This is a genomic window from Janthinobacterium sp. TND4EL3 (assembly GCF_900156175.1).
GTDB lineage: Bacteria > Pseudomonadota > Gammaproteobacteria > Burkholderiales > Burkholderiaceae_D > Janthinobacterium.
Genome location: NZ_FTMV01000001.1, coordinates 720655 through 732774, shown reverse-complemented (window position 1 = coordinate 732774; position 12120 = coordinate 720655). Strand labels below are relative to the sequence as shown.

Below are 12120 nucleotides of genomic sequence, written 5' to 3'. Positions count from 1 at the left end.
TCTTTACTGGACCATACCGGGTGGACACAGGCGGCAGAACGCCGTTTTTTGCCATCTACAACGCAGAAAAATCGGCGATCCGCACGCAATTGGCGCAAAAAACAAGCAATATTATATGTTTTGCAATAGATTCGACTGCTTTACAAATGCGCCTCGATATTGCTGGCCGCATCGACCGAGTGGCGCAAAAATTCCAGCAAGTCCTCGTTCAGGCGGTCCTTGTGCGTCGTCGCCAGGCCGTGCGGCGCGCCCGCATACACGAGCAGCTTGCTGCCGATGATGAGCTCGGCAGTGCGCCGCGCCGAGGCGGCGATCGGCACGATCTGGTCGTCGTCACCATGGATCACCAGGGTCGGCACGTCGAATTTGCCCAGGTCTTCCGTAAAATCCGTCTCGGAAAATTGCTTGATGCATAAATACGACGCCGGCATGCCGGCCTGCATGCCCTGCAGCCAGAAGCTGTCGCGCACGCCCTGCGACGGTGTCGCGCCGGGCCGGTTGTAGCCATAGAAGGCCACGCTCAAGTCGCGGAAGAAGGCGCTGCGGTCGGCCTGCACGCCGGCGCGGATGGCATCAAAAACGGAGAGCGGCAAGCCCAGCGGGTTCTCGGCCGTCTGCAGCATCAGCGGCGGCACGGCGCCCACCAGCACGGCGCCGGCCAGGCGCTCGGTGCCGTGGCGGCCGATGTAGCGCGCCACTTCGCCGCCGCCCGTCGAGTGGCCCACGAGCGTGGCGCCCGCCAGGTCCAGCGCGTCGATCAGGGCGGCCAGGTCGTCGGCATAGGTATCCATGTCGTTGCCCTGGAAAGGCTGGCTGGAGCGGCCATGGCCGCGCCGGTCGTGGGCAATGACGCGGTAGCCGCGCATAGCCAGGTAAAACATCTGGTCTTCCCAGGCGTCGGACGACAAGGGCCAGCCGTGGCTGAAGACGACGGGCGGGCCGCTGCCCCAGTCCTTGTAGTAGATCAAGGTGCCGTCGGCGGTACGCAGGGTATTGCTTGGATGCAAGTCGGTGACAGTCATGGAACGCTCCTGGTCGGTGGGCCAGCGGCCATTGTGGCCGCAATGGCGCGCGCACGCCGCGCGCTACGCCAGAGCATTGCGGTAGAGTAAGATTACCGCTGCTTTGCTTTCCCGTATTCACTTTTGGAGTTGTCATGCGCTTTCCCGTCGTCCTCGCCGCCAGCCTGTTCAGCACGGCTGCCCTCGCCCAACCGCTCGTTGCCGAAGCGCCCCTGCGCGCCCACCTGTCCTTCCTGGCCGACGATTTACTGGAAGGACGCGGCACGGGCCAGCGCGGCGGCGACCTGGCCGTGCGCTACCTGGAAACCCAGGCGGCCGTGGCCGGCTTGCAACCGTTGCAGGACGGCACGTACCGCCAGGCGCTGACCATCGTCGGCAGCAAGGCCTTGCCATCGAGCAGCGTCACCTTCAGCGCGGGCGGCAAGACCTTGTCCCCCGCCTTCGGCAAGGACATCGTCTTTGGCGCGGCCAACGGCAAGGAAACCGTGGCGTTCGACGCGCCCGTCGTGTTTGCCGGCTACGGCATCCGCGCCCCGGAAGAAAACTGGGACGATTTCAAGGGCATCGACTTGAAAGGCAAGCTCGTCGTCATGATGGTCAACGACCCGCAGCCGACCGCAGCCGAGCCAAACCGTTTTGCCGGCAAGTCGCTCACGTATTACGGCCGCTGGGTCTACAAGTACGAGGAAGCGTTGCGCCAGGGCGCGGCCGGGGTGCTGCTGATCCATACGACGGCATCGGCCTCCTACCCGTGGTCGGTACCGGCCAATGGTTTCGGCCACGAGCGCTTCAGCCTGGCCGGCGCGGGCAACGCGATGGAAGGCTGGCTGCAGGAAGACATGGCGCGCACGCTGTTCCAGCAAGCGGGGCAAGACCTCGATGCCCTGCGCGCGCAGGCCGAAACGCGTGAGTTCCGCCCCGTGGCCCTGAATGCCACCGTCAAGGTGAAACTCGACAGCCAGATCCGCAGCATCGAGCAATTCAACGTGGCCGGCATCGTGCCGGGCACGGACCCGAAACTCAAGGACGAAGCCGTCATTTACTCGGCCCACTGGGACCACCTGGGCAAGGATGACGAAGGCAGCGCCCGCTCAGGACAGAGCGACCACATCTACAACGGCGCGATCGACAACGCCTCGGGCGCGGCGGCCCTGCTGGCCATGGCGCAAGTGGCCGTGCAGCAGCCGGCACGCCGCACGCAGATCTTCCTGTGGCCGGCCGGCGAGGAAACGGGCATGCTGGGCAGCACGGCCTACACGCGCAAGCCCTTGTGGCCGCTGGCGAAGACGGCCGCCGACCTCAATCTCGACAGCATGAACTTCGTCGGCAAGACGCACGACATCGGCGTGGCCGGCGCCGAGCGCAGCAGCCTGTATGCGAGCGCCGCCAGGGTGGCCAAGCGCATGGGCCTGCGCCTGGCGCCCACCATTCCCGACCTGTCCGGCGCCTTTTACCGGGCCGACCATTTTGCCTTTGCCAAGGCGGGCGTGCCGGCCTTCAACGTGGGCTCGGCCGTGTTTTCCGGCGACGGCTCCTTCGACTTCGTCAAGGAGCCGAAAGCGTCCAGCGAGCGCCTGGTCGCCTTCAAGAAGGATTACCACCAGGTGACGGACGAATATCACCCGTCGTGGGACTTGTCGGGCATGGTGCAGCAGGCGCAATTCACCCTGAACCTCGGCTACGAAGTGGCAAACGACAAGAACTTGCCTACATGGAACAAGGGCGAGGCGTTCGGCAAGGTGAAACGCTAAAACTTTCCACACATAAAAAAACACCGGCCTCGGCCGGTGTTTTTTTATGCACGCTGGACAAAATGTTCAGGGCTAGGCGTGTTGCCGAAGACAGTACGCATGTACGGCTAGGCAACGCAACAACGCCATGGCCTTTTTGGCAGGCGCGCTAAATCGCCATGATGCGTTTCAGGTCGACGAATGCCGTCTCGTACAAATGCTGGAACGCGCCCACCATGACCTCTTCCACGCCTTCGGCCGCGTCGAACTCGCTCGACCATTCCGCCACGCAAGTAGTCGCGCCCGGCTCGCCCGTGACGCGCAGGGTGGAACGGTAGTTCTTGACGGGGATCGGACCCGAGACGATGGTGTAGCTATAGCTCTTGTCCGCTTCGCTGTAGCTTTGCAGGCGCTCGGCGATGACGGCGCCGTCCGTGGTTTTCAGGCGGCGCACGCGGCCGCCGTGTTCGGACAAACTGGTCTTGATCGAGCTCGACCATTCAGCCAGCGACTGGAAGCCGCCGATAAAATCCCACACGCGTTCGGCGCTTGCCGCCAATGTTACAGAAACAATTACTTGGGCCATCTTTAATTCGGTTCCTCATCCAGGTTTGCCGGGCGCCGCGCCCGGCCGGCCGGAGTTGCCCGGCACAGCCGCTATTTTAGCGCCCATGCGGCTTTGCTGCTGGGCGCGCAAGGCCGGCGATCCTGTTTTCGGCGCAAGTCTTACAGATTTTCCGCCAAGAAAATCAGGGAATTGCCATGCGCGTGGGCGGCCGCGCGCTGCTGGTAGCTGTCGCGGTGGGTGCAGTTGAAGCCGTGCTCGGCGCCCGGGTAGATATGGATTTCCACGTCTTGCCGGTCTTCGAAGCGCTCGGCGATCTTTTGCACGGCTTCCGGCGGGATATGGCTGTCCTGGCCGCCGAAATGCATGAGCAGCGGCACCTCGATCTTGTCGGCCAGGTCCAGCTTGTTCTGGATGCCGCCGCCGTAATAGGCGATGGCGGCGTCGACCAGGCCGGCCGCGGCCGTCTGGAACGACAGCCTGCCGCCGAAGCAGTAGCCGACCGAAGCGAGCTTGCCCGTCACTTCCGGACGCGCACGCAGGACGGCGACGGTGGCGGCGATATCGGCGTCCGCATGCGGATTGTCGGTGGCCTGCATCAGTTCCACGGCCCGCTTCCAGCCTTCCGCGTCATAGCCCAGCTCGATGTGCGCGCCGGCGCGCCAGAACAGGTCCGGCACCAGCACCACATAGCCGTCGGCCGCGTACTGGTCGGCCACGGCGCGGATGTGCTCATTGACGCCGAAAATTTCCTGCAACAGGATGATGGCGGGGCCCTTGCCCACGTGCGGCACGGCCAGGTAAGCCTGGAAAGTGCCGTCCGGGCCGGCGATATCGATCCACTGCGAAGTTGTGCTCATAGAAACTCCAGTCTGAGGTTGGGGGGAATGTCACAGCCAGGCATGTTACTGGTTTTTTTCCCCGTCTGCGCCGGCCCCACCGCGACAGCGCGCCACCTTGATAAATATCTAATACAGTTCGCGCAGGTAAATCACGGGGCCGGACTTGAACACGCCGAACACGGCGCGTCCCACGGTGCTGGGCAGGTAAGGCAAGCCGCTGACAGAGACATCGACGCTGCCCGCCACGCCGGGCGCCAGCAACGGCAATTGGCCATTGGGCGAGGGCAATACCCCGCCGGTAACGGTGTAGGTGCCGTTCTGCACTTTCACAAGGCCATTGCACGCGCCAGCGCCAGAGGTGAGCCCCTTGCTGCAGTTGGCTAGCGTGACCCCGGCACTCCCGAATTGGGTGACGCTGTCGGACACATTGCCCAGCCAGCTGCCATTCCAGTATTGCACCTGCACGGGCAAGCGGATCGGCAGGCGCTCGGAACCATAGCTGTTGGGCACCATGATGCGGCCCGTGAGCACGGTCAGCTTCGCTTCCGTGCCGGCGTCGGACGGCGCCGACGTCACGGTGGCGCCCGCATAGGGGGTGGTGGCGCGGAACAGCACGTCGGTCGGCGACGCCAGCGCGACCGTGCCGGCCGGCACGGCATACGCGCCGGGAAAGCGGTAGGCGATCTGGCTGCTGGCCACGCCATTCGTGAAGCTGGCCGGCGCGATGCCCGTCACGGTCGTTTGCGCGGCGCTCCCGTCGCTCAGCCGGCTGCCGGACGGCGCCGCCGGCGGAAAGGCCGTCAGGCCCGTGGCGGCATCGTAGGCGCGCAAGGCCACCTGGGCCGTCAAGGCCGTGTCGCGCCCGTCGAAATTGAGCGTCGTCCCGTTCGCGGCATTCTGCGCCGTGACGCGCAGCTTGAACGGCTGCTGCGCATAGATGAAACTGCCCGCCGCGCAGGACAATGGCGCCTTGCAAGGCATGGGTTCAGTGCCAGGCACCTCCGTGACGAAGTGGTGCGGGATGAATTGCACGCTGTTGCTGGCGCCCGTGGCAAAGGGCGGGACGACGCCATTGACGGCGGGCGGCGCGGCCCCGAGGTAGGTGTCCATCGTCGCCCTAAACTGGATGGTGCCCGCTTCCGCCCAGCTCAGGTTGCTGGCGATGCCGATGCCGTTGTTAAAAGCCAGGCTGCCCGCGACTGCGGGGTTGGCGGCGCCGGAAAAGGTGGGCGCGACGAGACTACTGCCCAGCAGCACCGTCTGCGCCGTCGTTTCCCTGCCAAAATTGGCCGTCACGGCGTTGGCCACGTTCACGGCCGACACGCTGATGCGGGTGGCGGGCGCCACGGGCAACGCGGCCAGGCCCGCCCGCTGCGGCGTGGCGATGGCGCTGAACACGAAACGCTGGGGCCCCACGATGACAGTGCCGCTGCCCGTCATGGTCAGGCCGCTGTCGCTGCCGCTGGTCGGGGCATACGTGGCCGTCAGGCCCAGCGCACCCGCATCGGCGTACAGCATGTTCGGCGTGGCCAGGCCGTCGGCATCGAAGGCCAGTTGCACGGGCGCACCGGTCGCGCTGCAGGCGCTGCCCGCGTTGGCGGCCAGGGGTTTATACGTGCCATCCTTGTCCTGTATGCGCGCGGGCAAGGTGCCCGTGCCGGGATTGGCGTAGTTGCAGCGCAGCTGCAAGGTCTTGTTCTGGTTGGCAAACAAGGGCACGCAGGCGCGCGGGTTCGACGGCGACGCCTGCAGCGCGCTGATGGCGATGGGCCCCTCGGCCTCGGCATAACGGGGGACGCCGCTCACCTGCAGCGCGCTGCTGACAAATGCTATCTGACAATTGGTCACGCTGCCGTCGACGCTGCTCTTGCAGACCAGCGCCCCCGTCGTCGCCGGCGTGCTGCTCAGGCCCAGGGGAACGTTGCTGGCCGGCGTGGTCTGCGCCACGCTGGACGCGGCCGTGCCTGTCGCCGGCTGGGTGGCGTTGAGTTGCGCCACGGCGCCGCCCGGCGTCAGCGTGACCTGGGCCGCGCCCGTGTAGACGGTGCTGCAGGCCGCGTCGGCGCAGGCCGTCACGGTCACGGGCGCGGGCGCGCAGCTGAGCGCCGAAGGCGGATGCGTGATCTGGAAGTGATGCGGCCCGGCCTGGGTGCTGGGGCCGCATTTCGGTCCCAGCGGATCGGTGTAGGGCCAGCCGCTGTTGTTCGTCACGCAACTGCACGGATTCGACGGCGTATACGCCTTGCAAGTGATCGTCTGCTGCACGCGGCCCTGCCAGCCCAGGGTGATGTGGTCGACCTTGGCGTTGCCCGTGATATAGGCGTTGGACGAGTCGAGCGTCACCTCGCCGGCGTCCACATTGCCCTTGATACCATTGCCGGAAGCGATCGACAAGGAATTGCTGGCGTCCACGTCGCCCGTGACGAGCAGGCCCGATGCCTTCAAGTCGATCGTCGGCGATTTCAGGTTGCCCGTCACCTGGCTGCCGGAACCGATGGTCAGCGAGGTGGTCGCCGTGATATCGCCCTGGATGCGGGTACTGGCGGGCAGGATATTGACGACGGTGCCGCTGATGGGCCCGTTGATGACGGAACCCGAGGCGATGTCCACCGGGCCCTTGGCGCTGATCTTGCCCGTCACCTTGACGTTGTTCGAGCCCATCTTGATGGTGGTGGCGGAAATATTCGCCGTAATGGTCTGTTCCTGCGCGCCCATGAGGAAAGTGCCGCCCTCGGCGCTCAAGCTGCCCCCCGTCACTTTCAGGTTCGACGGATTGATGTCCTTGATGTCGAGATTGCCCTTGACCGTCAGCGCGGCATTGCCGCTCATCGTCAAGCCCTGGTTGTAGCTCATCGCCAGGGAACTGTTGACCGTCACGCCATACGCGCTGCCGATGACGATGACGTCGGTGGAGCCCAGCGCCAGCGAGGCGCACGTGTATTGCAAGCCGTCCGTGCTCAGGCTGCAGCCGCTGACGGCGCCGCCATTGAAGTTGAGCGTGGCCGCGTGGGCAAGCGAAGTGCCCAGCAGCAATGTCAGGGCGGCAAAAAAGTGAAGTAAGCGCACGATATCGAGGAATCCGGTGGGTGGGAAGCCAGCGGGCGCGCGGATTATTCCATGCTAATCTACGCCATCGCTGTTATTGCATTATGGCAGTATTTATCTCCTTCACGCATATCGCATGATCAAGCAAAGTCCCAAAGAATTTCCCCTGCGCACCGTCGACATCATCGTCTACCCGGGCTTCAAGGCGCTCGAAGCCATCGGCGCCATGAAAGTATTTGATTACGTCAACACGCATTTGCGCCTGCGCAATCTGCCCGGCGGCTACGACATGCGCATCGCCTCGACGGCCATCGGCCCCGTCGAGTCGGATACCCTGATGTCGCTGCACGCGAGCAAGGCGCTCGATGCGCACCGCCTGCCCGACCTGGCCGTCATCGTCGGCTGCCACCACGTCGAGCAAGTCTTGCAGGACATTCCCGCCCTGGCCGCCTGGGTGGCCGAGGCGGCGCCCCGCATCGATACCCTGGCGGCCCTGTGCACGGGCTGCTTCTTCCTGGCCGAGGCGGGCGTACTCGATGGCAAGAGCGCCGCCACGCACTGGAGCGCCGTGGACAGCCTGCGCCAGCGCTACCCCTTGATACAGGTCAATGCCGATGCGATTTTCGTGCGGGAAGGCAAATTCTGGACGTCGGCGGGCGTCACGGCCGGCATCGACCTGGCGCTGGCCCTGGTGGAAGACGATTTCAGCCGCGATATCGCGCTCGAAGTGGCGCGCGACCTGGTCGTGTATCTGAAGCGGCCCGGCGGCCAGTCGCAGTTTTCCGTCCACCTGTCGAGCCAGATGACGACGCATCCCACCATCCGGCAATTGCAGGGCTGGATCATGGAGCACCTGGCCGACGCGCTCACGGTGCCGCTGCTGGCAGCCAGGCTGGCCATGAGCGAGCGCAATTTTACGCGCGTCTTCCAGCGCGAAACGGGGACCAGCCCCACGGAATTCATCGAGACGGCGCGCTTCGAAGTGGCGCGCCGTTTGCTGGAAGACAATGTCTCGTCGTTAAAACAGGTGGCCGTGCAGGCCGGCCTGCACAGCGAAGAAAGGCTGCGCCGCCTGTTTCAAAAGAAGCTCGCCATCACGCCGCGCGACTACCGCGAGCGCTTTTCCAGCACGGCGCGCTAGGACTTCAGCGCGGCTTGCTGCCGCGCGCGTGGCGCGTGGCCAGCTGCTGGCGGTGCCGGGCCAGCGGCGTAAACATCAGCGCACACAGCAAATACGTGGACAGCAGCCCCAGCCAGATGGCGGGCGTGGCCAGGATGGTGGCATTGCTCCACCACAAGGCCAGCAGGGAGGACAGGGCCCCGCCAAGAAACACGGGCAGCATGCGGCGCAAGGTCGCGAGGTAGGCAGTGGCAAACATGGACGGCTCCCAAAGCAAGGCGGTATGCCTTCACACTAGCAGGGGCTGGCGGCGAAGTACAGCCTGCCGCCCTGCCCCGTCCGTCAAGTGTTGCGCAATGAGGACATCCGGTACGATTAGTACAACACGACGGAACGGATCGATTCGCCGCTCTTCATCAGGTCGAAGCCCTCATTGATGCGTTCGAGCGGCAAGCGGTGCGTGATCAAATCATCAATATTGAGCTTGCCTTCCATATACCAGTCGACGATCTTCGGCACGTCCGTGCGTCCGCGCGCCCCGCCGAAGGCCGAGCCGCGCCATTCGCGTCCCGTCACCAGCTGGAAGGGACGGGTGGAAATTTCCTGGCCGGCCGCCGCCACGCCGATGATGAACGATTTGCCCCAGCCCTTGTGCGTGCACTCGAGCGCCTGGCGCATCAGGGTCGTATTGCCCACGCATTCAAAACTGTAGTCGGCGCCGCCGTCCGTCAGCTGCACGATGGCGTCGACGACGTTGTCCACCTCGTTCGGGTTGATGAAATGCGTCATGCCGAACTTGCGCGCGATGGCCTGGCGCGCCGGGTTGATGTCGATGCCGATGATCTTGTCGGCGCCGACCATCTTGGCCGCCTGGATCACGTTCAGGCCGATGCCGCCCAGGCCGAAGACGGCCACGTTGGCGCCCGCCTCGACCTTGGCGGAGAACAACACGGCGCCCACGCCCGTCGTCACGCCGCAGCCGATGTAGCAGACCTTGTCGAACGGCGCGTCCTCGCGGATCTTCGCCAGCGCGATTTCCGGCACGACGATGTAGTTCGAGAACGTGGACGTGCCCATGTAGTGGAACAGCGGCTGGCCATTCAGCGAAAAGCGGCTGGTCGCGTCCGGCATCAGGCCGCGGCCCTGCGTGGAGCGGATGGCCTGGCACAGGTTGGTCTTTTGCGACAGGCAGAACTTGCACTGGCGGCATTCCGGCGTGTACAGGGGGATGACGTGGTCATCCTTTTTCAGGGTCGTCACGCCCGGGCCCACGTCGACGACGACGCCGGCGCCTTCATGGCCGAGGATGGCGGGGAAAAGGCCTTCCGGGTCGGCGCCGGACAGGGTGTAGTAATCGGTATGGCAAATGCCCGTCGCTTTCAGTTCGACCAGCACTTCGCCGGCGCGCGGGCCGGCCAGGTCGACTTCTTCGATGGTCAGCGGGGCGCCCGCCTTCCAGGCAATCGCGGCTTTGGTTTTCATGGGGTGTCTTCCTGCTCGGTTTCAGATGCGCCATTATCTGGCGCTGGCGGGCGCGGCGGCGCAAGCGGCGCCGCGCTTGTCTGAAAACGCGGCGCATTTGTCCGATGCCGCCGCACGGTGCAGCTGCGCACGGAAAAACGGCAGGCGCGAGGCGTATGCTGGCGCCAGTGCGATGTCCGTTTGCGCCAGCTCAAACTTGCCTGCACACAGACACGCATTCTTGGCATAAGCTGATTACTTGTTGAGCCGCCGTTGCGTCGTTCCCGCAGGAGACTGACATGCGCCCTTTCCTTCACCGCTCTGCCCGCCCCTGGCTGGCCCTGCTGCTGGCAAGCTGCCTGGCCCTGCTTGCCGCCTGTGGCGGCGGCCACGGACACCCGGCGCCCGGGGTCACCACGGGCAGCCTGACGGTCGCCATCGGCGGCTTGCCGACCGGCGTGGCGGCCGCCGTCATGGTCACGGGGCCCGCGTCGTACAGCAAGACGCTGACGGCCAGCACTACGCTGACGGACCTGGCGCCCGGCGCCTACGCCATCAATGCCGCCAGCGTGGCGCAGGGCACGGGCACGCTGGCGCCCACGCCCGTCACGCAGCAGGTGCAGGTGAGTGCGGGGGCCACGGCCAGCGCCAGCGTCAGCTATGCGGCGGCCGCGTCGCTGGCCCTGGCCCTGCAGGAAGTGGCCGGCGGACTGGATGCCCCCATCTTCCTCACGGCGCCGCCCGGCGACAGCCGTCTTTTCATAGTCGAGCGCCCCGGCCGCATCCGCGTGCTGCAGAACGGCAGCCTGCTGGCCACGCCCTTCCTCGACATCAGTGCGCTCACGACCACCAGCGGCGAACGGGGCTTGCTGTCGATGGCCTTCCATCCGCAGTACGCGAGCAACGGCTATTTCTTCATCTATTACACCAACCTGGCCGGCGATATCGTCATCGAGCGGCGGCAAGTGTCGGCCGGCAACGCCAACGTGGCCGATCCCCTGTCCGCGCTGACCATCATGACCATTCCCCACCCCACGTTCAGCAATCACTATGGCGGCTTGCTCAGCTTTGGCCCGGACGGCTACCTGTATGCGGGCACGGGCGACGGCGGCAGCGCGGGCGACCCGCCCCGCAATGCGCAAAACACGAACGTGCTGCTGGGCAAGCTGCTGCGCCTGGACGTCAGCAACAGCAGCGTGGCCCAGCCGTATGCCATTCCACCCGGCAATCCATTTGCCACGGCAGGGGGGCGCCCTGAAATCTGGGCCTACGGCCTGCGCAACCCGTGGCGCTACGCCTTCGACGTGCCGGCCCAGCTGCTGTACATCGCCGACGTGGGCCAGGCCAACTGGGAAGAAGTCGACGTGCGCCCCGCGGGCCAGGCGGGCAACAACTATGGCTGGAACATCATGGAAGGATTGCACTGCTACAACAGCGCCAGCTGCAACCAGGCGGGACTGGTGCTGCCCGTCATCGAGTATGGCCACGATGCGGCCGGCGGCTGCTCGATCACGGGCGGCTATGTGTACCGGGGCACGGCCCTGCCGGAACTGGCGGGACAGTACCTGTATTCCGACTACTGCAGCGGCTGGCTCAAAAGTTTCATTTACAGCAACGGTGCAGCGTCCGCCGTGACGGACTGGGGCATCAGTAACGTGGGCAATATCCTGTCGTTTGGCCAGGATGCGCAAAACGAGCTGTACATGCTGAGCGGCACGGGCAAGGTGTACCGGATTGTCCGCAAATAAGGTATGCAAAAGAACATGCGCAAGCAGGCATGGCGGCGCACGGCTGGGAGCGTTTTTCGACGGGGCGCGGAGAACCGGCTAGAATTAAATTTTCCGCCGCGCCCTGCGCACCAGCCCAAGAGAACACCATGGCCCGTTTGAAACTTGAATTTCCTGAAGACCAGTACTGCTATTCCTCGCAACTGACGGTACGCACGACGGACATCAATGCCGGCAATCATCTCGGCAACGACTCCATGATTTCCATGATTTCCGAGGCGCGCGCCCGCTTCCTGTTTGAGTTCGGCGTGCGCGACATCGAGGCCGACGGCACTGGCATCATCGTCACCGACCTGGCGACCACCTACCGCGCCGAAGCCCATGCGCGCGACCAGTTGCTGTTCGAAGTGGGCGTCATGGATTTCAACAAGTATGGCGGCGACATCACCTTCCGCATCACGCGTCCGCGCGACAACACGCTGATCGCCATGGCCAAGTCCGGTTTTGTGTTTTTCAACTACAAGCGCAGCCAGGTCGTGCCCATGCCGGAAGATTTCGGCAGCAAGTTTCCACAGGTAAACTGGATCGATTGACCAAGGCGCGATGAA

At 64.9% G+C, this 12120-nt stretch carries 10 protein-coding genes; 4 read left to right on the top strand and 6 right to left on the bottom strand.

The window, feature by feature from the left end; translation table 11 throughout:
• Positions 1-140 precede the first annotated feature (140 nt).
• Positions 141-1022 (bottom strand): alpha/beta fold hydrolase, encoded by an 882-nt coding sequence (locus BXA07_RS03295; RefSeq protein WP_076565499.1) that lies wholly within the window; start codon positions 1020-1022, stop codon positions 141-143.
• Between the two features lie 134 nt (positions 1023-1156).
• On the opposite strand from BXA07_RS03295, the gene BXA07_RS03290 reads away from it, so the two are divergent.
• Positions 1157-2773, top strand: coding sequence for a M28 family peptidase (locus tag BXA07_RS03290; RefSeq protein ID WP_076565497.1), 1617 nt, complete (start codon positions 1157-1159; stop codon positions 2771-2773).
• A 148-nt stretch (positions 2774-2921) separates the two neighbouring features.
• Here BXA07_RS03290 and BXA07_RS03285 read toward each other — a convergent pair whose 3' ends face one another.
• The 3 genes from BXA07_RS03285 to BXA07_RS03275 all read right to left on the bottom strand — a co-directional run bounded on the left by BXA07_RS03285 (position 2922) and on the right by BXA07_RS03275 (position 7225).
• Positions 2922-3338 (bottom strand): SRPBCC family protein, encoded by a 417-nt coding sequence (locus BXA07_RS03285; protein WP_076565494.1) that lies wholly within the window; start codon positions 3336-3338, stop codon positions 2922-2924.
• A gap of 140 nt (positions 3339-3478) precedes the next feature.
• Complete coding sequence (locus BXA07_RS03280; protein ID WP_076565493.1) at positions 3479-4177, bottom strand: dienelactone hydrolase family protein; 699 nt, start codon at positions 4175-4177, stop codon at positions 3479-3481.
• 108 nt (positions 4178-4285) lie between these two features.
• On the bottom strand, positions 4286-7225 hold the full coding sequence (locus BXA07_RS03275; RefSeq protein ID WP_139335411.1) for a polymer-forming cytoskeletal protein: 2940 nt from the start codon (positions 7223-7225) through the stop codon (positions 4286-4288).
• A gap of 115 nt (positions 7226-7340) precedes the next feature.
• On the opposite strand from BXA07_RS03275, the gene BXA07_RS03270 reads away from it, so the two are divergent.
• Positions 7341-8345 carry a GlxA family transcriptional regulator gene (locus BXA07_RS03270; protein ID WP_076565489.1) on the top strand — a complete coding sequence of 335 codons (1005 nt, stop codon included), beginning with the start codon at positions 7341-7343 and terminating at the stop codon, positions 8343-8345.
• 4 nt (positions 8346-8349) lie between these two features.
• On the opposite strand, the gene BXA07_RS03265 is transcribed toward BXA07_RS03270, so the two are convergent.
• On the bottom strand, positions 8350-8583 hold the full coding sequence (locus BXA07_RS03265; protein ID WP_076565488.1) for a hypothetical protein: 234 nt from the start codon (positions 8581-8583) through the stop codon (positions 8350-8352).
• A gap of 116 nt (positions 8584-8699) precedes the next feature.
• Positions 8700-9806, bottom strand: coding sequence for an S-(hydroxymethyl)glutathione dehydrogenase/class III alcohol dehydrogenase (locus tag BXA07_RS03260; RefSeq protein WP_076565486.1), 1107 nt, complete (start codon positions 9804-9806; stop codon positions 8700-8702).
• A 278-nt stretch (positions 9807-10084) separates the two neighbouring features.
• On the opposite strand from BXA07_RS03260, the gene BXA07_RS03255 reads away from it, so the two are divergent.
• Together BXA07_RS03255 and BXA07_RS03250 are read left to right on the top strand one after the other, a co-directional pair.
• Positions 10085-11533, top strand: a complete 1449-nt coding sequence (locus BXA07_RS03255; RefSeq protein WP_076565485.1) for a PQQ-dependent sugar dehydrogenase — start codon at positions 10085-10087, stop codon at positions 11531-11533.
• A 128-nt stretch (positions 11534-11661) separates the two neighbouring features.
• Positions 11662-12105 (top strand): thioesterase family protein, encoded by a 444-nt coding sequence (locus BXA07_RS03250; protein WP_076565483.1) that lies wholly within the window; start codon positions 11662-11664, stop codon positions 12103-12105.
• The last annotated feature ends 15 nt before the right edge of the window (positions 12106-12120 follow it).

Bases quoted from the DNA above. Each gene is read 5' to 3' on its own strand.
- BXA07_RS03295 (WP_076565499.1), bottom strand. From the start codon at position 1,022: ATGACTGTCACCGACTTGCATCCAAGCAATACCCTGCGTACCGCCGAC.
- BXA07_RS03290 (WP_076565497.1), top strand. From the start codon at position 1,157: ATGCGCTTTCCCGTCGTCCTCGCCGCCAGCCTGTTCAGCACGGCTGCC.
- BXA07_RS03285 (WP_076565494.1), bottom strand. From the start codon at position 3,338: ATGGCCCAAGTAATTGTTTCTGTAACATTGGCGGCAAGCGCCGAACGC.
- BXA07_RS03280 (WP_076565493.1), bottom strand. From the start codon at position 4,177: ATGAGCACAACTTCGCAGTGGATCGATATCGCCGGCCCGGACGGCACT.
- BXA07_RS03270 (WP_076565489.1), top strand. From the start codon at position 7,341: ATGATCAAGCAAAGTCCCAAAGAATTTCCCCTGCGCACCGTCGACATC.
- BXA07_RS03265 (WP_076565488.1), bottom strand. From the start codon at position 8,583: ATGTTTGCCACTGCCTACCTCGCGACCTTGCGCCGCATGCTGCCCGTG.
- BXA07_RS03260 (WP_076565486.1), bottom strand. From the start codon at position 9,806: ATGAAAACCAAAGCCGCGATTGCCTGGAAGGCGGGCGCCCCGCTGACC.
- BXA07_RS03255 (WP_076565485.1), top strand. From the start codon at position 10,085: ATGCGCCCTTTCCTTCACCGCTCTGCCCGCCCCTGGCTGGCCCTGCTG.
- BXA07_RS03250 (WP_076565483.1), top strand. From the start codon at position 11,662: ATGGCCCGTTTGAAACTTGAATTTCCTGAAGACCAGTACTGCTATTCC.